15 protein-coding genes are annotated in these 19931 nt (G+C 65.1%); 9 read left to right on the top strand and 6 right to left on the bottom strand.

All coding sequences use genetic code 11. The annotated features are described in order from the left end of the window. Positions 1-5: 5 nt before the first annotated feature. Complete coding sequence (locus ACW18B_RS11800) at positions 6-2498, bottom strand: TonB-dependent receptor (RefSeq protein ID WP_492047243.1); 2493 nt, start codon at positions 2496-2498, stop codon at positions 6-8. 314 nt (positions 2499-2812) lie between these two features. Between ACW18B_RS11800 and ACW18B_RS11795 the strand changes: the two genes are divergently transcribed. The 4 genes from ACW18B_RS11795 (at position 2813) to ACW18B_RS11780 (ending at position 6353) form a co-directional block, all read left to right on the top strand. Beyond that, positions 2813-3388 carry an RNA polymerase sigma factor gene (locus ACW18B_RS11795; RefSeq protein WP_492047242.1) on the top strand — a complete coding sequence of 192 codons (576 nt, stop codon included), beginning with the start codon at positions 2813-2815 and terminating at the stop codon, positions 3386-3388. Beyond that, complete coding sequence (locus ACW18B_RS11790) at positions 3342-4367, top strand: FecR family protein (RefSeq protein WP_492047241.1); 1026 nt, start codon at positions 3342-3344, stop codon at positions 4365-4367. Before ACW18B_RS11795 ends, ACW18B_RS11790 begins: the two co-directional genes overlap by 47 nt. A gap of 191 nt (positions 4368-4558) precedes the next feature. Further along, entirely contained in the window at positions 4559-6046 is a 1488-nt protein-coding gene (locus tag ACW18B_RS11785) for an amidohydrolase (RefSeq protein ID WP_492047240.1), read from the top strand. 94 nt (positions 6047-6140) lie between these two features. Beyond that, on the top strand, positions 6141-6353 hold the full coding sequence (locus tag ACW18B_RS11780; protein ID WP_492047239.1) for a hypothetical protein: 213 nt from the start codon (positions 6141-6143) through the stop codon (positions 6351-6353). A 233-nt stretch (positions 6354-6586) separates the two neighbouring features. Here the strand turns inward: ACW18B_RS11780 and aptA are convergent, their stop codons facing one another. Next, positions 6587-7900, bottom strand: coding sequence for an omega-aminotransferase AptA (gene aptA, locus ACW18B_RS11775; protein ID WP_492047238.1), 1314 nt, complete (start codon positions 7898-7900; stop codon positions 6587-6589). A 119-nt stretch (positions 7901-8019) separates the two neighbouring features. Between aptA and ACW18B_RS11770 the strand changes: the two genes are divergently transcribed. Then, on the top strand, positions 8020-8610 hold the full coding sequence (locus tag ACW18B_RS11770; protein WP_492047237.1) for a cupin domain-containing protein: 591 nt from the start codon (positions 8020-8022) through the stop codon (positions 8608-8610). Between the two features lie 222 nt (positions 8611-8832). Here the strand turns inward: ACW18B_RS11770 and ACW18B_RS11765 are convergent, their stop codons facing one another. Then, entirely contained in the window at positions 8833-9147 is a 315-nt protein-coding gene (locus ACW18B_RS11765; protein WP_492047236.1) for a hypothetical protein, read from the bottom strand. A 258-nt stretch (positions 9148-9405) separates the two neighbouring features. Next, on the bottom strand, positions 9406-9792 hold the full coding sequence (locus tag ACW18B_RS11760) for an alpha/beta hydrolase (RefSeq protein WP_492047235.1): 387 nt from the start codon (positions 9790-9792) through the stop codon (positions 9406-9408). Between the two features lie 430 nt (positions 9793-10222). Between ACW18B_RS11760 and ACW18B_RS11755 the strand changes: the two genes are divergently transcribed. The 4 genes from ACW18B_RS11755 to ACW18B_RS11740 all read left to right on the top strand — a co-directional run bounded on the left by ACW18B_RS11755 (position 10223) and on the right by ACW18B_RS11740 (position 16712). Beyond that, entirely contained in the window at positions 10223-12289 is a 2067-nt protein-coding gene (locus ACW18B_RS11755; RefSeq protein WP_492047234.1) for an alpha-L-arabinofuranosidase family protein, read from the top strand. Between the two features lie 75 nt (positions 12290-12364). Continuing rightward, positions 12365-14605 carry a glycoside hydrolase family 3 N-terminal domain-containing protein gene (locus ACW18B_RS11750; RefSeq protein ID WP_492047233.1) on the top strand — a complete coding sequence of 747 codons (2241 nt, stop codon included), beginning with the start codon at positions 12365-12367 and terminating at the stop codon, positions 14603-14605. Between the two features lie 3 nt (positions 14606-14608). Continuing rightward, entirely contained in the window at positions 14609-15061 is a 453-nt protein-coding gene (locus tag ACW18B_RS11745; RefSeq protein ID WP_492047232.1) for a fibronectin type III-like domain-contianing protein, read from the top strand. A 592-nt stretch (positions 15062-15653) separates the two neighbouring features. Next, positions 15654-16712, top strand: a complete 1059-nt coding sequence (locus ACW18B_RS11740) for a LacI family DNA-binding transcriptional regulator (protein ID WP_492051689.1) — start codon at positions 15654-15656, stop codon at positions 16710-16712. A 12-nt stretch (positions 16713-16724) separates the two neighbouring features. Here ACW18B_RS11740 and ACW18B_RS11735 read toward each other — a convergent pair whose 3' ends face one another. Next, positions 16725-18344: a glycoside hydrolase family 43 protein gene (locus tag ACW18B_RS11735; RefSeq protein ID WP_492047231.1), complete on the bottom strand. Its 1620-nt coding sequence runs from the start codon at positions 18342-18344 to the stop codon at positions 16725-16727. Continuing rightward, positions 18341-19564: an MFS transporter gene (locus ACW18B_RS11730; protein ID WP_492047230.1), complete on the bottom strand. Its 1224-nt coding sequence runs from the start codon at positions 19562-19564 to the stop codon at positions 18341-18343. Before ACW18B_RS11730 ends, ACW18B_RS11735 begins: the two co-directional genes overlap by 4 nt. Positions 19565-19931: the final 367 nt, after the last annotated feature.

Below are 19931 nucleotides of genomic sequence, written 5' to 3'. Positions count from 1 at the left end.
GCCGATTAGTAGCGCCGCTCCAGGGTTAGCCGAACGGTGCGGGGCGTCGTGCCGAAATACTCGACCGGCCCGGAGGTATTGCGCGCCGCCGAAGCCCGGCCGGCACGATCCAGAATGTTGTCGAGGGTCAGGTCGACTGTCCATTGGGCGTGTTGCAGTCCCGCAGTCAGCCCGAACGTCGCATAGGCGCCCATCGTCAGATAGTCCGCGTTACCGGCGTTGAACGCCGAGCGTGCGCCGCCGGAATAGGTCGCATCGAACCGCAGGCGGCCGTCGACAGCCTCGCTCAGCGCCCATTTGCGTTCCAGCGAGGCTGCGCTGGCGAACTGCGGCACGATGGGCAGGCGATCGCCTTTAAGTCCCAGGCCGATGGCGGTGTTGCTCAGCTGATCGGCGGTCAGGCGCGCATCCGTCAGGGTGGCGCTGGCCATCAGATCCCAGCCGACCAGATCGCGCGCCGTGATCTCGCTCTCCAGTCCGCGGATGCGGCTGGCCCCGATATTGGTCAGAAACGAAAAGGCCTTGTTCGGCGTCTGGGCGCTGTACTGCATGTCGCGCCAGTCGATCTGGTAGAGCGCGACATTGGCCGTAAAGCGCTGCTGCGCCCACTGGCTCTTGAGGCCGAGTTCGTAATTGGTCAGCCGGTCCGAACGATAGAGCGCGAGGTTCTCGGCCAGGCCGGGTACGACATTGACGCCGCCGGGCCTGAACCCCTGCGAAACCTGGGCGTAGCCAAAGACAGTCTGGGCGATCTGCTGGCTCGCCAGCACCTTCAGGCTCCAGCCGCGCTCGGGCGTCCGCGCATCGATCGAATACCCCATCCATGTGCCCGAGACCGCGTTGGCGATCTGCACCGCGCCCCGGTCGCGCTTGACGTAGTCGAAACGGCGCGCGCCCAGGGTCAGCCGCGTCTCAGGGCGCGGATCGTAGGAAAGCTCGCCGAACACCGCGCTCTGGCGCAGGTGGTTGTCGATGTCGCGCCGGCCGATGAGGACCGGGTTCTGGGGCAAGCCGCCGGTGAGCGGATCGACGTGGGGCACCTGACTGTCGATATGGTCATCACGGATCTCGCTATAGGCGCCGAGGGTCCAGCTGACCGGCGTGTCACGCACTGAGGAGGCGCGCACCTCGTGGATCGAAGCGGTCAGGGTCGCGGGCTGGTTGAGGATCGCCGGATATACGCTGTCCACATAGGCCGAATAGGACTGGAGCTGGCCGGAGTCGCAGGCGCTGCTCAGCGAGAAGTAGCGCATGCAGCTGGCGGTATTGGTGCGCTCGCCGATCAGCACGCCGCTGTAGTCGGAGCGCCGCGTCAAGCGCCACCGATACCAAGACGAGGCTGCAGTGATGTTGACGGCGTCACCCTTCCAATGCGCGGTCGCGCTGGCCAGGCTGATGTCGCCGTCAAAGGGCGCGCGGGCGGCGTGCGTTGTCCGCCAGGGACCTGCCGTGTCGTGCCAGGCCGGAAGGTCGTCGCGATGGGTGACCTGAGACGTTCCGGAGAGAAGCAGAGCAAACCGTGCACTGGGCTCCCAGCCTAGCCCCATCCGAACACCCCGGACCCGCGCGGCGTCCACATCCTTCAGGCCCAGCCGAACATTGTCGATGACGCCCGGCGTTCTCTGGTCATAGACCGTCAGGCGCGCGGCTAGGGTGTTGGGCACGATCACAGCGTTGAGGGCCGCCGTGGCGCCGCCCGCTTCGCCGCCATGCGCGGCGCTGACGACATTGCCGCTGACCGACAGAGCGTTCTCGGCCAGGTCCGGGTGCTTGAACAGAATCCTCAGCGCGCCGCCCATGGAGCCTGAGCCGTAGAGGGTGCCCTGCGGACCACGAAGCAGTTCGATCCGATCCACATCCACCAGAGCCAGTTCCGGCGCCATCACGCCAGGGTCGGCAGTTGTACCGACGGGACCCGTCATCGAAGTTTCGTCGTAATAGAGCCCGGTGGTCGCTTCCCCGGCCCCATAGACGCCGCGCAGCACCAGTCGCCGACCGAAGGCGGTCGAGACCAGCTTCAGGCCGGGCAGCAGCGGCGAGGCACGCTCCAGGTCGACCACGCCCAGGCGGCTCAGTTGCTCGCCGTCGACCACCGTCATGCTGATGGGCGTCCGCTGGATCGGCGTGGCGCGCTTCAGAGCCGTAACAATGACGGAGTCCAGCGCCGCAGACGCGGTCGGGAGCGGTGGCGGCGGGGGCGGCGCGGCCCGCGCGATGACCGCCTGCGCCGGCACGATCAGAAAGCTGCGCCCCTCGACGCGCACCTCCAGCCCCGAGCCGGCCAGCAGGCGGACCAAAGCCTCTTCGGCGGTGAAGGCGCCGGTCAGGGACGGACTGCGCTTTCCGCTGGCGAGGGCTGACGAGAACAGGATGTTGCGATTGCTCTGCACCGCCAGGCGATTGAGCGCCTGACCCAGAGGCTGGGGCGGAATGTCGAAGCGAAACGTCGGGCCGGCGCTTGGGGCCTGGGCCTGGGCTCGCAGCGGCGCAAAGACCATGACGCCGGTTGCACAAGCCAAGGCCAGGGCCGCGCCACGTCCCACCGACGCTCCCGACCAGCTACCCCACGACACGGCGAATCTCGACCTCCATTACCGCCGCATGATCGCGCGTCGTAGGGACGCGGACCATGCCCTAGCCTCTCGCACCGCCATTCCCTTCGGTGCGTCTGGGCTCTGCAAGATCGCGTGTTGCATATCCAATAGGCAACACGCCAGCAGTTGCGTGTGTCACGTCGCGCATTGCCAACCCTGCTTGACAGAGGCCGGAACCCGCCGTCACCTTTCCCCCATAAGACCCTGGGGCGGTAAAAATGATGCGTATCGGCAAGGCTGCCCCGCCTCTAGAGGGTGAAAACACCCTTATGGACAGTGGCGCGCGCTTCACGCCGGCGCTGCGCGCCTTCTTCTCCCGCCGGGCGCATCAGAACGACGTCGAGGACCTGGTTCAGGAGGTCCTGCTCCGGATCCAGAAGCGTCAGCCCGCCCCGGTCGTGCACAATGTCGAGGGCTATCTCTTCGAGGTCGCTTCCAATGTGCTGATCGATCGCAGCCGTCGCGACCGATCGCGTCGCCGCTCCGATCATTGCGAATTTCAGGATATTCATCACCCCGTTGATGAAATGTCGCCAGAACGCGTCTTACAAGGACGCGAACAGATGGCGCGGGCGATGGCGGCTCTCAATGAGCTGCCGGAGCGGACACGACGGGTTTTCATCCTCGTGCGCTTCGAGGAGATGAGCTACAAGCTCGTCGCCCAGCGCATGGGTGTCTCCGTCAGCGCTGTCGAGAAACATGTAATGAAGGCGCTGCGTCACTTGCACGCGCGTCTGCGGGACCAGGATGACGTCGACAACACCGGGCAACGAGATACACGACGACCCGGATAGCGCTGCGGCCGCTTGGTTCGCGCGACTGCAGGGCGACGACGTCCTGGCGGAAGATCGCCGGGCCTTTGAGCGCTGGCTTGGTCTCGATCCGCGCCACGCCGACGCCTGGGATCGCGTCTCGACCACCTGGAACACCCTAAACCTTCTGGAAGCCGATCCGGCCTTCGCCGCCCTGCGCGCCGACGCGCTTGGCGCGGACGTTGCTTCGCCGCGCCTGATGAACCGCCGGACCGTCGGGATCCTGGCGGCGGCGGGCGTCGTAGCCGCCGTCGGGGCGGCGATCATCGGTCCCCGCCTGTTGCCCATGCTGGACAGCACGGATTCCAGCGCGGAAGATCCGATCTTCACCACTGCTGTCGGCGAGCAGTCGACCTTTCACCTGGCCGACAATTCCGTCGTCACGCTGAGCACCGGCTCCGCCGTTCGGGTCAATCCCTGGAAAGGCGAGCGGCGGCTGACGCTGTTGCGTGGCCAGGCCTTTTTCGAGGTGGCCAAGGATCCGTCGCGGCCGTTCGTGGTCGCGGCCGGCGACAAGCGGGTGACCGCGGTGGGCACAGCCTTCGACGTGCGTATGGAACCGGACAGGCTGTCAGTGACCCTGATTGAGGGCCGAGTTCGGATCGCCGGGCCTTCGCCCAGCGGCGATCGGACGATCGAGATGTCGGCTGGCTCGCGCTTCGTCGCCGCCAAAGCCGCCGAATGGGTTGTGGCCTCCGTCGACACGGCCAAAGAATCCAGCTGGCTGCAGGGCCGCCTGGTGTTCGACGGCGAGCCGCTGTCAGACGTGGTCGACGAGATGAACCGCTTTTCGCAACGCAAGCTGTGGATCGCCGATCCGCGCCTGGGCGCCACGCCCGTCAGTGGCGTCTTCAAAACCGGTCAGGTCGACGCCTTCGTGGCGGCCCTGCGAACCTATGGCCTGGCCGACGTCGGCCGGGCGGACGACCAGCAGGTCGAGCTGATCCGCCCGCGCGGCTAGAGCCCAAATCTGTCCAGCGGACTGGGACCATACGCTCCAGCGCGTTCCAGCCCTCCGAGACGCCCAGCGACTTTTTCCAAAAAGCCAATTTTTCGTTGCGACCACAGTGAGGGACGCACGATCCGGTACGTCTTAGATTGGGCGGTCCGGCTAGCGGCGCCGTTGCTTTGCTCACCAGGGATCCCGTCTCCATGAAGCTCTCCCCCCTGAAGGTCGCCTTGCTGTCCGCCGCCATGTCGGCGGGTCTTGTCGCGACCCAGGCCTGCGCCGCGCCGCTCAAGGAGGCCGATCGCACCATGATCCTGAAGGCCGTCGACGCCGATGCGCCGCAGATTCAGGACGCCGCCCTGAAAATCTGGGGCTTCGCGGAGGTGGGCTACCAGGAGGTCAAGAGCACTGTCGTTCTGCAGGATCAGCTCAAGGCCGCAGGCTTTGACGTGAAGGCCGGCGTGGCCGGCATGCCGACCGCGTTCCTCGCCAGCTTCAAGAACGGCCCCGGCCCAGTGGTGGCCATCCTTGCCGAGTTCGACGCCCTCCCCGGCCTGGCCCAGACCGCCGATCCGGTGAAGACCGGCATTCCCGGCCAGATCGCCGGCCACGGCTGCGGCCACAACCTGTTTGGCGCCGCCTCGGTCGGCGCGGCCGTTTCGCTCAAGGCATGGATGGTCAAGAACAACATCAAGGGCGAGCTGCGCGTCTATGGCGCGCCGGCTGAAGAAGGCGGTTCGGGCAAGGTCTATCTGGTGCGCGACGGCCTGTTCAACGACGTTGACGTGACCCTGCATTGGCACCCGGCCAACCAGAATTCCGCCGTGCAGGGCGTGTCGATGGCCAATATCAGCGGCAAGTTCCGCTTCTATGGCGTGTCGGCCCATGCCGCCGCCGCGCCCGAAAAGGGCCGTTCGGCTCTAGACGGCGTCGAGGTCATGGACGTCGCCGCCAACTATCTGCGCGAGCACGTGCCAGACAAGACCCGCATCCACTATGTGATCACCAACGGCGGCACGGCGCCCAACGTCGTACCGGCCTTCGCCGAGGTCTATTATTATGTCCGCCACCCAGATCCAGCCGTGGTCAAGGACGTCTGGGCCCGCCTGGAAAAGGCCTCCCAAGGCGCGGCTCTCGCAACCGGCACAACCGTAAAGACCGAGGTCACTGGCGGCGTTTACGCCCTGCTGCCTAACGACACCCTGGGCAAGGTGATGGACGCCAACCTGCGCAAGGTCGGCGGCATCAGCTGGACGCCGGAAGAGCAGGCCTTCGCCACGAAGATGCAGGAATCCCTGCCGGGCGCGCCGTCGATCGACACCGTCAAGACCATCGAGCCCTACAAGGTGGAGATGGAAGGCGGCGGCGGCTCGACTGACGTGTCCGACATCAGCTGGGTCACCCCGACTGTCGGCTTGGGCACCGCGACCTTCGTGCCCGGCTCGGCCGGCCACAGCTGGCAGAACGTCGCCGCGGCGGGTTCGTCGATCGGCGTCAAGGGTGCGGTCAACGCGGCCAAGACCCTGGCCCTGACCGGCGCGGACCTGTTCTCCAACCCCGACACCATCAAGAAGGCCAAGGCCGAACTCGATGCTCGTCGGGGTCCGAACTTCGCCTACAAGGCCATGCTGGGCGATCGCCCGCCGGCCCTGGACTACCGCAAACCTAGCTCTAGCGGTGGCCAAGAATAACGATCGCGCCCCCCGCGATCGTTTAGCGGCCGACGCCCTTCCTCCTCCCCCCGGCGCCGGCCGCGCCTTCTCTCTGCAGACAACGGATCCTCTCATGGCTCAGGCCGTCACCATTACCCCGGAGCATTTCGAGCGGCTTAGGGTCGCCCTGCCGGCCATCACGCGCGAACACCTGTTCGACGTGTACGGCATCAGTGAGACCACCTGGAGCAAGCTGCGCAAAGGCGAGCCCGTCAAGCTCAGCACCCTGCAGCGGATCCAGAGCCGCTATGATCGCCTTAGCCTGGCCTTGACCCTGGCGGCCTGAGGGCCTGAGGGCCTCGGCAACCAGCGCGCCCCGCTGCGCCGACAGCGAGTCTTTACACCACTAAGGAAGGCCGTCGCTCGCCCCGCCTCAGCTAAGCCGCGCTTCACAACGTAGACAATTGCGGCTTCGGAAGGCGCCTTGGCTATTCACCGCGAAGCTTTGGTCCGAGCCTGTGGTTTCTCGAGCGGCCCCAGCGCCTCTAGAAAACGACACCTAGCCCCCCTTGAAGGTCGTCAGGTGACCCGCTCCAGGGCGTCACGGATCGTCGCCACCATGGCCTCGACCTGGGCCGGCTCGACGATCAGCGGGGGCGACAGCGCGATGATATCGGCCGTCACGCGGATCAGCAGACCGCGCTCGAAACAGTCGACAAAAACGTCATAGGCCCGCGAGCCAGGCGCCCCCTCGCGGGGTGAGAGCTCGATGCCCGCCACTAGGCCGATCGTGCGAATATCAATGACATTGGGGGCCGTGCGCAGCGTCATCATCGCCTTGCGCCAGAAGTCCGAGAGCTCCGACGCGCGCGTAAGCAGCCCCTCGCGCGCGTAGATATCCAGCACCGCCAGTCCCGCCGCGCAGGCCACCGGATGGCCCGAATAGGTATAGCCGTGAAAGAGCTCAATGGCGGCGGCGGGGCCATGCATCATCGCGTCGTGCACCGCATCGGCGCAGAACACCGCCCCCATCGGGAGGACGCCATTGGTCAGCCCCTTGGCCGTGGTGATGATGTCGGGCGTGACGCCGAAATAGTCCGTGGCGAAGCCGGCGCCCAGCCGTCCGAAGCCCGTGATCACCTCGTCAAAGATCAGCAGGATGCCGTGGCGGGTCGCGATCTCGCGCAGACGCTGCAGATAGCCCTTGGGCGGCAGCAGCACGCCGGTCGAGCCGGCGACCGGCTCGACGATCACGGCGGCGATGGTCTCGGCGCCATGGAGCTGCACCATCCGTTCCAGATCATCGGCCAGTTCGGCGCCATGTTCGGGCGCGCCCTCGCAAAAGGCGTTGCGGGCCAGATCATGGGTATGGCGCAGGTGGTCAACGCCCGGCAGCATGGTGAAGGCCCGGCGATTATTGACCAGACCGCCGACCGACAGGCCGCCGAAACCCACCCCGTGATAGCCGCGCTCGCGCCCGATCAGCCGCGTTCGCGTGCCCTGCCCGATGGCCCGCTGATAGGCGAGCGCCATTTTCAGCGCGGTGTCGACCGACTCCGAGCCAGACCCCGTGAAGAACACATGATTGAATCCGGCCGGCGCGATCTCGACCAGGCGCTCGGCGAACTGGAACGCCAGCGGATGCCCCATCTGGAAGCTGGGCGCATAGTCCAGCGTACGCAGTTGCCGGGACACCGCATCGGCGATCTCGTCGCGGCCATGGCCGGCATTGACGCACCACAGGCCCGCCGTGCCATCCAGCACCTGGCGATCATCATCACTGCGATAATACATCCCCCGGGCCTCGACCAGCTGGCGAGGCGCCTGCTTGAACTGACGATTGGCGGTGAACGGCATCCAGTAGGACGCGAGCGATGAAGGGGCGTTGGTCATGGGGCGGCGCTCCGGGCTTGTAGCCAGCAGAGCAAAGCGTTTTGATCATCGAAACAAGATGTTTACTTCAGATTCCCCATCAATTGATTTGATGGAATTATTTCACTAGGCGTTGTTGAATGCAGAACAACCGAAACACGCCCAACCCCGTCACCCGGAATTTTGAGGTCGATGTCGGCGCACGGTTGCGTCTGGTGCGGGAGAGCGCCGGCCTGTCGCAGCGACTTCTGGCCAAGCGGGCGGGTGTCACCAATTCCACGATCTCACTGATCGAGGCCAACCACACCAACCCGTCGGTCGGGGCCCTCAAACGCATTCTCGACGCCGTCCCGATCGCCTTGACCGAGTTTTTCTCCCTCGATCTCCATCAGGTCGACAGCCCCTTTCATCGCGCCAGTGATTTGGTCGAGATCGGCAAGGGAACCGTTTCCTATCGCCAGGTCGGGAGAAGTCTGCTTGGCCGGCAATTGCAGATTCTAGATGAACTGTATCAGCCGGGCGGCGACACCGGCCGAATTCCCCTGAGCCATGAGGGCGAGGAAGGCGGCGTGGTTATCTCTGGCCAACTTGAGGTCACAGTTGACGGCGAACGCAGCGTGTTGGGGCCCGGCGACGCCTATGCCTTCTCCAGTCGCCGCCCGCACCGTTTCCGCTGCATAGGCGACCAACCCGTCCGCATCATCAGCGCCTACACCCCGCCAACATTCTGACGCACGACGCCGCCCTGCCTGGCAACAAGCAAGACTTCCGGAGCCGTGAAAGCGCAAGATACTAACCCGCTCCACTTCACCCTCCTTCGCAGAGAGCGATAGAACCGGCCGAACGTGGACGCGGCCAGACACAAGTGGAGAGAAAAGCGCGAAAAATCATAGCTCTTCCGTCACTAGCTCAAGGTGGCGGAGACGGAGCCAGGAGGCCAGCGCGCGCAACGATCATCGCCCCTGGAATGCCAGGTTGCGACTGAAGAATGGCAGGACGTTGTCCTGAAGCCGGGGGGGGGGGGCGACGCCGCTGGTATGATCCCCGGGATAGATCTCGAAGCTGTTGGAAAGCCCGTAGCGATCGAACGCCGCGTGCAGCTTGGTCGCATCCTCCTTCAGCCCGTCGCGGTCACCAACGTCAATGGCTATGGCCGTGTAACGGGCAAGGGCTGAGACATATTGATCGACGAAGGCCAGAGGGGCGTTGGTGGTCCATCTGGCGATGGATGTCGGGCCGAACCACGCCGTTCTCAACGGGCAGATCAAGGAACAGTGAGGGCTTGTCTGGATTGGGCGACCAGGCCGCAGCCGTCGCCAATTGCGCGCGCACGCCCCAGGTCGCCGCCTGGGCGTCCTCCAGGGCCTTGACCGGCGCCAAGGCCGCGGCGGCGTCGCCGCTCAGTTGGCCAGGGTCACGCGGCGAGAGGCAGCAGGGGCTCATCATGTACAGGGTGCCAAATACGTCCGAGTGGCGCATGCCGATGCGACTGGTGCCGTGTAGCCACCCATCGAGTGACCGACCAGTCAACGGCTCTCGCGGGTCGCAAGGGTGCGATAGTGCTTATCAATATAGGCGACGAGGTCCCTGGCGACGAAGGTTTCGAAATCGCCGGTGGTCTGTGAACTCGAATACATCGAACCATTGTGAACCGTCTTGCTGTCGGGCAGCACGACAATCATGTCGCGCGCGCCCTTGGCGAACGCGCCTTCGATCGTTTGCGGCGCATGGATCTCGCCCATCCACTGCTGAGCCCCGATGGAATAGCCGTGAAGGGCGTAGACGACGGGGTAGCGGCGCCGAGGATGACTGGCATAGCCGGCGGGCAGCACCACGAAAACGTCCCGATCGGCGCTTTCGCCCTCAAGATTGCCCGCGATGGCGGCCGAGTAGACCTTGATTTTCTGGACCACGGCCGGCTAGCCGCCAGCCACCGGCGGCGATCCCGGAGTCGTCACTTGAGCGCGCACGGGGCCCGGCGCGACAAGTAAGACCGCTATGATCGCCAGATACCCGGCGCGGGCCTACGCCCCGCGCGGCGCGTCACTAGCCTTGAGAGTCATTTCCAAAGCCTCCCCTGCCGCGCGTTCTAAGGTCTTGCATCGCGCAATCTGTTAACGCTACCATTTGTCCGGCAAATTGATGCAGGGTCAATCGCGCCATCGGTCACTGGCCTGATGCGCGCTGACTGGTTGGTCGAGGCCTACGTATCAAGAGTTTCCGGCAAGACTGTCTCAGTCGGGCAGGCAACACACGCGCCAAGAACAAGGCGTCGCGCGCCTTAACCGGAAAATAGCGACGTCAAATGACTGAGTATTAGGGAGGGGACAAATGCGATACGGAATGAGGCTGGCCGCTTGCGCCGGCTGGGCGGTGATGGTCTCGACGACGGCCATGGCTGCGCCCCCGGTTAAGGTGACGATCGACGGCTCCAGCCGAGCCGCGCCAGTCACCAAGTACGAATACGGCATGTTCATCGAGCCCATTGGCGGCCTGGTGGCGCGCACCTTGTGGGCGGAAATGCTCGACGATCGGAAATTCTACTATCCGGTCGTGGCAGAGGCCTTCGATACGCCGCCGCCGCTCAATGCCGAAGGCCGGCCTGGCGTCAGCTATCGCAAGTGGCGGCCGATCGGCGGCGACGCCGCGGTAGTCATGGAGGCCAAGGCCGCCTATGTCGGCGCGCAGAGCCCGCGTGTGGTCGTCGATCGTTCGGTGCGCAAGGGCTTTTCGCAATCGGGCGTCGGCGTGGCGAAAGGCAAACGCTACGAGGGCTATCTCATTGTGGCGGGTGACCCCGGCGCGAAGGTCGAGGCGGCGCTGGTCTGGGGTCAGGGTCCGGACGATCGTCAAACGGTCGCCCTGCCCGCGCTGTCTGCCGACTGGCGCCGCGCGGAGTTTGGCTTCGCGCCCCCGGTCGACGCGGCGGACGCGCGCCTGGAGATCACCGGCCTGGGTGCGGGAGCCTTCCGGGTCGGCGTGGTCTCGCTGATGCCGGCCGACAATATTCGCGGCTGGCGGGCCGACACGACCACGATCGCCCGCTCGCTCAATTCGGGCATGTGGCGGCTGCCCGGCGGAAACTTCCTCTCGGACTGGGACTGGCATGGCGCGATCGGGCCGCGCGACAAGCGCGCGCCGATGTTCGACCACGCCTGGAGCGCGATGCAGCCCAACGACATCGGCATGGACGAGTGGCTGGACCTGACCAAGATCATCGGCGTCGAGCCCTATGTCACAGTCAATGCAGGCCTCGGTGACGCCAATTCGGCGGCCGAAGAGGTCGAATATCTGAATGGGCCAGCGACCAGCCTGTGGGGTTCGCGCCGAGCGGCCAATGGTCACCCCGAGCCCTATGGCGTGAAGTACTGGAACATCGGCAACGAGCCTTACGGCTGGTGGCAGATCGGCAAGACCTCGCTCGACTATTTCATGATCAAGCACAACGCCTTCGCCGAGGCCATGCGGGCTGTTGATCCGACCATTACCCTGATTGGTTCGGGCGCCATGCCAGACCAGGGCCATCCGCGCGGGACCAAGGAAAACGCCTCCCTCGAAAGCGTCGCGCCCAAGTTCGGCACCGAATGGGATTGGACGGGCGGGCTCCTGGCCAAGGCCTGGGGCAATTTCGATGGCATTTCCGAGCACTGGTATGATCAGCCCGAAGTCCGGCCTGACGCCCCTGCCGACATTGAACTGATGGAGTACGCACGCTCGCCGTCCAACCAGGTTCGCATGAAGGCCGAGCAGTGGAAGATCTACCAGCAGCGCTTCCCGGCCATGAAGGACAAGGCGATCTTCCTGTCGATCGACGAGTACGCCTATTTTGGTCAGGTCAATCTCAAGTCGGCGCTGGCCTACGCCATGGTGCTGCAGGAGATGCTCCGCCACACCGATTTCCTGACCATGAGCGCCTTCACCACGGGCGCCTCGACCATGGACATCACGGCCACCGACGCGGTGCTCAACTCAACGGGCCAGGTCTTCAAGCTCTATGGCGAGCATTTCGGGGCCGGCGTGACGCCTGTGGCGGTGCTTGGCGATGCGCCTCAACCCGAGCCGCGCTATCCGGTGGGCTACAACCACCCGAAGGTGCGAGCCGGCAGCCCGACCTACCCCCTCGACGTGATCGCGGGCCTGAGCCCCGACCGCAAAAACGTGAGGATCGGCGTGGTCAACCCGACCCTTACCCCCCAGACGCTGAAGCTTGATCTGAAAGCGCTGGCCCTGCGCGGCGCTGGCCGCAAGTGGGTGCTGACTGGCACAGCGCTCGATGCGCAGAACAAGGTGGGCGCGCCAGCCGGCGTCACCCTCACCCAAAGCGCCGCCCCGCGCCCGGGATCCAGCCTGGTCGTCCCGGCGATCTCGGCCACGGTGTTCGAGTTTCCGATCGACGCCGCAAAACCATAGCCCGGCGGGGCCCGGCGTCGCGCGCGCCGGGCCCCGCGCCGACATGATCCGATGCACTTCCGAGAGGTAGCTTAGATGTTTAGGTCCAATTGGCGGCGATGCGGCCTGGCCACCGCGCTTTTCGCCATCCTGTCGGCAGGAGCGCCGGCCGTTCACGCCGCCCCCGCCTCGCCGCCGGCGTCGGTGGATCGCGCCATGGCCGACCGTCTGGCCGTCGAGCTGGTGGGCAAGCTGACGCTCGACGAGAAGCTCGACCAGTTGCTCAACACCGCACCGGCGATCCCGCGCCTCGGCGTTCCGGCCTATAATTGGTGGACGGAGTCGCTGCATGGCGCTCTAGGCGCCCTGCCCACCACCAATTTCCCCGAACCGATCGGGCTGGCGGCGACCTTCGACCCCGCGATGGTTCACGAGGTCGCCGGCGCGATCGCGACGGAAATGCAGGACCTGCACACCCTGGCGCGGGTGACCGGCCGCATGGGGCGGATCGGAACCGGCCTCAACACCTGGTCGCCCAACATCAACATCTTCCGCGATCCTCGATGGGGGCGCGGCCAGGAGACCTATGGCGAGGATCCGTTCCTGACGGCGCGGATCGGCGTGGCCTTCGTGCAGGGCGTCCAGGGCGATGATCCCGATCACCCGCGCATCATCGCCACCCCCAAGCATTTCGCCGTCCATAGCGGGCCTGAATCCACCCGTCATACCGCCAATGTCTTCGTCTCGCGCCACGACCTGGAAGACACCTATCTGCCGGCCTTCCGCGCCGCGATCGTCGAAGGCCGCGCCGGCTCGATCATGTGCGCCTATAATCGTATTGATGGTCAACCGGCCTGCGCGAGCGATCTGCTACTCAAGGAGCATCTGGGCGATGCGTGGAAGTTCGACGGTTACGTCGTGTCCGACTGCGACGCCGTCAAGGACATCAACGCCCACCACAAGTACGCCCCCGACGCGGCCAGCGCCGTGGCGGCCGCGCTGCGCGCCGGCGTCGACAACGAATGCAACGGCGCCACCCTGACCGACACTGACGGCCTGGCGGATCCTTACCGTGAAGCCCTGACGCGTGGCCTGATCACGACAGCCGAGATCGAGCAGGCTTTGGTGCGCCTGTTCTCGGCGCGGCTACGCAATGGCGACCTTTCGGCTGGGGACGGCGCCCCTGACCGCGTGGCTGCACCCAGCACGGTGATCACACCTGAGCATACGGCGCTGGCTCTGGCCGCGAGCGAGAAGAGCCTCGTTTTGCTGAAGAACGACGGAATACTGCCGCTCAAGCCCGGCTTGCGCATCGCGGTGATCGGCCCTCTGGGCGACGCCACCCGCGTACTGCGCGGCAACTACTCCTCGGCCCTATCCTCGCCGCCGATCTCTGTGGTCGAGGGCCTGAGACTCACCCTGCCCGGCGCCAAAGTCACCTATGCCCCGTTCGGCGCCTCTTTCACCGACGGCGACCGTGTGCCGACCACGGCCCTGCGCACACCTGACGGACAGGCCGGTCTGCTGGCGCGTTATTTCAACACCACCGAGCCCCCGCCCAAGCGGTTCGCGCCCGGCGCATTCGGCGAAGCCGTCGCCAAGATGACCTATGCTGAAAAGCCGGTGGTTACGCGGATCGAGGCCGACGTCGCCGCCCGCAGCCTGGATCTGGCGAGCGTCTACGACCACCATCGCGTGGTCTGGACGGGCTTCCTGGTCCCGCCCGAGAGCGGGACCTATCGTCTGGGCCTGGTGGGCTTCAACGGCGAGTTGAAGGTCGACGGCAAGCCGTTCGCAGATCTTCGCAAGGCCGGCTGGGGCAGCCTGCCGACCCTGAAGGCGCTTCGTCTGGAAAAGGGCCGGCGGTATCCGATTGAGATCGTGTCAGAATCGCACGCGCTGTCCGGCCTAAGCCTGATCTGGAAACGCATCGCCGCCGACCCGAGCGCCGAGCTCAAGGCCGCCGCCGCCAAGGCCGACGTGCTGGTGGCGGTCGTCGGTCTCACCTCCGACATGGAGGCCGAAGAGGCGCCGATCGAGATCCCCGGCTTCAAAGGCGGCGACAAGACCACACTCGACCTTCCCGCCGACCAGCAGGCCTTGCTCGCGCAGGCCAAGGGCCTGGGTAAGCCTTTGATCGTCGTGGCGATGAACGGCAGCCCCTTGAACTTCTCATGGGCCAAGGACAACGCCTCCGCGCTCCTGGAAGCCTGGTACCCTGGACAATCGGGAGGCCTGGCGATTTCCAACGTCCTGACCGGAAAGACCAATCCGGCGGGGCGACTGCCGCTGACCTTCTATCGCTCGACCGAAGACCTGCCCGCGTTCGACGACTAGGCCATGGTCGGCCGCACCTACCGCTATTTCGAGGGGACACCCGTCTATCCGTTCGGTTACGGCCTCAGCTTCACGCGCTTTGACTACGGCCCACTCAAGGTAGAGCCCAACGTCAAGGGGACCGGCCAGGGCCTGAGTGTGACCACCACGATCAAAAACATCGGACCCCTACCGGGCGAAGAGGTCGCACAGGTCTATCTGAACTTCCCCGAAACGCCCGGAGCCCCCCGCCTGGCCTTGCGCGGCTTCCAGAGAATTTCGCTGAAGCCGGGCGAAACCCGCGAGGTCACCTTCGCGCTGTCCTCGCGCGATCTCAGCTCGGTCGATCTGGACGGTGAGCGTCGGGTCAGCGCCGGTCGCTATCGCGTCAGCGTCGGTTCGGGTCAACCCGATACCGGCGTGGCGAGCCGCTCGGCGGAGTTCGCGGTCCATACAGCCGTCGCGGTGGCCAAATAGGCGAGCCTGGCTCGCGCCCTGCCGGAAGGCCGGGGCGCGACCGCGTTGGCGTGGACCTGCGCAAGTTCGCCTAGGCCAAGGCGGCGCGACACAGAGCGAAGCGGCGCGTCTGTCGGCGGGCGCCGCCGCGTAAAAAGACGCCCGGACCCAAGACTGGCGCAAACCGGTCCAACAAACCAATGCGCATTCACTATGCGCGACTAGAATCGAAATACAGAATCAACAATTACCAGATCATATCGTTCATGGTTGCGTTACCAACAATATATTTTTATAACATGTAAATATAGCTCTATCTAATAGGAAAATATGCGCGCGATATTTGAGTAATTTCGCGATCTCCGACCGCCCACCTCGCGGCGCGGCCCGATTTCGCGTGAGTCTCATAGCGGCACCGCGCCGCGACCGCACCCCAACTGAGCGATAAATCACGCAACCGCGACTTTGGTAGCGCAAACAATAGTTCGTTGACGCCGCGCCGGCTGCGACTAAAGAGAGCGCTTGATAGCGGGGCTCGAGAGCGTGCCCCCAGACGTCACGTCGGCCAACCCGCCGATCGCGGCGACGGCGCGGTAGTCGCGCGATGGACGATATGGCCTTGTCAAAGGCGATGGGGGACGGATTGGCAAGAAACGCTGGAGGCGGTCGTCCTACGATCATAGACGTCGCGGCCGAGGCGGGCGTGTCGCCGATGACCGTCTCGCGGTTCATCAATGGCCGCGTAGGCGTTGGACCCGAAGCCCGCGCCGCCGTAGCCGCAGCGATTCAGATTCTGGGATACACGCCGAACGTCGCGGCCCGGAGCCTGGTGACCTCGGCCGAGCTCAGGATCGGGGTGATCTATTCCAACCCGAGCGCGGCGTTCATGAGCGACTTTCTCACCGGCGTTTATGAGGAAGCCTCAACAAGGGGAGCCCATCTGATTCTGCTCAAGGGCGGGCATGGCGGACGACCGCCAGAGCCTGCGGCGCTCAAAAGCATGATCGCATCCGGCGTTTCCGGCGTCATCCTCGCTCCGCCGCTTGGCGAATCCCCCGCCGTGCTGCAGGCGCTTCGAAAGGCGCGCCTGCCGATGGCGGCCGTTGGCGCCTATGACGTCGACGGCGCGATTTGCGTTCGCATCGACGATCGTCGAGCCGCCTACGAAATGACACGCGCGCTGATCGACCTTGGTCATCGCAGGCTGGGATTTATCCTGGGCAACCCGGATCAGGCAGCCAGCGCCGAGCGCCTGGCAGGCTTCTATGCGGCCGTGCGCGAGACCGACGGCGTGGTGACGACCATGGCCCAGGGCGATTTCAGCTTCACATCGGGGCTGGCGGCGGCCGAGCAGTTGCTCGACGCGCCAACGCCGCCGACGGCCATCTTCGCCAGCAACGACGACATGGCCGCCGCTGCGGTTTCTGTCGCCCACCGCCGCCACCTCGATGTGCCGGGCCAACTAACGGTTGTCGGGTTTGATGACACCTCAGCCGCAGTGACCCTTTGGCCGCCCCTCACGACGGTTCATCAACCGGTTCGCAAGCTGGCGGCCGAAGCGCTCGGCCTGCTTGCGGCTCAGATCAACGGCGTCGAACCGCTGGGCGAGGGCCGCGACCGGGTGCTCGATCATGAGATCATCAAGCGCCTGTCCACAGCCCTCCCCCATTAGGCTGCTCGGAGGCTAGGCGTCGTCCCGGCCTCGATATCGAAAATAGGCGAAATCCGCAGGTGTGGCCGTCCCCGCCATGTCCTGGCACGCCATGCCCACGAACGCGCCGGTGAAATTGGGCAAGCCTGGCAGCGAGACTTCGTCCGATAGAATGCTCGCGTCGAGCCTCTGAGGCAGATAGCGCCAATCGGCCTCGTCCTCGCCGCGCCAGGCAAATTCCAGTCGGCCAAAATTGACATCCACGCGCAGTTCAACCGGACCATCGGGCACGACCGCCGCGACGACCTCCAGGGTGACGCCGCCGGCGTCGGGCGAGGCGGTCATCAACTGCAAACACCGGCCGCCTTCGTCGCGCGACAGGTGGAGATAGTGAAACTTGGTGCTGTTGTAGTAGCAGATCAAACCCGCCGCCTGCTGGAAGTCAGCCGCTTCGAAATCAATCCACGTGGTCGCGGTGTAGCAAAGGTGCTCCTGTCGCCTAGCCACGAGAGCCTGACGGAAGGGGCTGCCCACAGTTTCGCGGCCGTACAGGCGCAGATGGCCAGGTCGAGCGCTGAGGCTGAAAATCTCATCCGGATAGGGGGTGCGCAGCCACTGCAAGGGCTCCGGCAGCGCCACGCCTTCAAAGCCGCCATCCCAAGGATCCTGCGGCCAAGGTGCGGCCGGCAGGTTCGGCGCGGGCGGTTGCGGATCGGGTGCGGCGTCGACGGTCAGACTTCTCAGCCAACCGTCCTCGCCCCATTGCATGGGCTGCAGGGCCGTCTCGCGACCCAGAATGCAACGCTGGCTGTCTGGTAGCGGCCGTCCGCAGAGATAGGCCATCCAAGGCGTACCATCGGGCAGTTCGATCAGGTCGCCATGACCCGCCCGCGCGAGCGGTCCCTCGCGACTTCCGTGCGCGGACAACACCACCTCGTCGGGATGCAGCTCATAGGGCCCAAACAGGCTGCGTGAGCGCGCCATGACCACGGCGTGCCCCCAGCCGGTCCCTCCTTCCGCGACCAGCAGATGATACCACCCGCCGCGCTTGTAGAGGTGCGGCCCTTCGGTGAAGCCGCGCCCGGTGCCCTTGAAGATCATGCGTCGCTCGCCGATCAGCGCGCCGGAGAGACGATCCAGTTCCTGGGCGACGATACCGGCGAAGCGCGGCCTGTACGGACGATGGTCCCAAAGCATATTCAGCAGCCAGCTGCGGCCGTCGTCGTCATGGAAAAGGGCCGGATCAAACCCGCTACTGTTGAGATAGATCGGGTCAGACCACACGCCATCTATGCGGTCGCAGGTGACCAGGTAGTTGTGGAAATCACGCAGGGTCACGCCCTTGGCGCCATCGAGCGTCGACTGGCCGAAGCGCTTGACGTCGGTATAGATCAGCCAAAACCGGCCATCGGCATGGGTCAGGTCAGGCGCCCATACGCCGCAGGAATCGGGGTCGCCGCGCATGTCCAGCTGGCTGGGCCGCGTCAGGGGCCTGGCCGCCAGACGCCAATGGACCAGATCGCGGCTGTGATGGATCTGGACGCCGGGAAACCATTCGAAGGTGGAGGTGGCGATGAAGACGTCGTCGCCCACGCGGACGATCGAGGGATCGGGGTTAAAGCCCCTCAGGACAGGATTGTTGAAGGTGGTCATGCGGATTTGCGCACCAAGGTCCAGAGCAATGCGGCGCCCACCAGATCAAGCAAACCAAGCACGATGAAAAAGGGGCCGTAACCGATCTGATCAACGAGGCGGCCAAGAACCAGGGTGAAGACCAGGACGCCAAAATTGCCAGCCAGCCCGGCGATCCCGGCCACGGTCGCCACTTCGTTGCGAGCAAACAGGTCCGAGGCCATGGTGATCACTGTGACCGACAGGGTTTGGTGCGCAAAGCCGCCCACGCACAGCAGGGCGATGGCGACGTAGGGGTTGGCCGCCAGGCCCACCAGGGTCATGGCCGTCATCAACGCCGCGCCGAGCGTGAACGCCCAGCGCCGCGCGTCGATCAGATGCACGCCACGACCTTGCAGGAATGACACGACGGCCGGACCAAACAGGCAGCCCAGGTCGGCCGCGAGAAACGGCAGCCATGCGAACATCGCGATGTGCGCCAGATCAAAGCCCCGAACGCGCGCCAGATAGAGCGGCATCCAGAACGAAAGCATGCCCCAAACCGGATCGGCCAGCATACGCGGCAGGGCAATGCCCCAAAGCTCTCGGCGCAGAACCAGATCCGACCAGCTCGCCCGCCCGCCCTTGGCCGCCAGCTGAGTTTCCTGGCCCGCTTCGATATAGGTGCGCTCGGCCGTGCTGAGCCGGGGATGCTTGGCGGGTGAGCGATACCAAAGCAGCCAGGCCAGGGTCCAGACCAAGCCCAATCCGCCGGCGACCACGAACGCCAGCCGCCAGCCGTGGGTGGCTACGGCCCAAGCCACCAGAAGCGGCGCGAACACCGCGCCGAACGACGCGCCGATATTGTAGACGCCGCTGGCGAACCCCCGCTCCTTGGCGGGAAACCATTCTGCCGTGAGCTTCTGGCCAGCGGGCTGGGCGGAGCCTTCGGCCAGTCCGAGCGCGAAACGCAGGCCGGCGAACGGGATCCAGCCCTGGGCTGCGACATGGGCGATGGTGATCAGCGACCATAGGGCCACACACAGCGTAAACCCCAGCCTCAGCCCGGCTCCGTCGAGGAAATAGCCGACAATCGGCTGAAACATGACGCCGAGTTGGAAAGCGCTTGTGATCCAGGAATACTGTTCGCTGGAAATCGACTGCTCGCTCAGGATCATCGGCGCGGACACACCCAGCACCGATCGGGCGAGATAGTTCAGGACCATCGCCAGAACAAACAGGCCAATGATCGTCCATCGCACGACGGGAAACCGGAGCGTTGGCGCCGTTCCAAGCTCAAGGCTGTTCTGAGATTCCGACACCACACCCCCCGATAACGTTATCACCATGGCGTGCTCTTCGCTTGGCGCCCAATTTCGCGCGCAGCGCCCCGAAATTGCGAAAGGAGACTGCGCCTGAGCCCGTGGTAGCGAAGCTCGAGCGTCGCTTCAACGTTATTATGTCTGAGTATTGACTTGGGGAGGCAGTGGACATACCAAATTTTACGATAACGCTACCATCAAGCGGACAAGCCGCCGCTGGCAAGCGTCAAATCGCGTCGGACAACGGCGCTTAGGGAGGGACAAACATGTTTTCACAAGGCCTTGAGCCTTCGACTCCTAGCGCCTC

It is taken from the genome of Caulobacter sp. FV2ps19 (genome assembly GCF_058681035.1).
The sequence above is the reverse complement of the archived record's forward strand: the minus strand, read 5'-3'. Positions and strand labels throughout refer to the sequence as shown.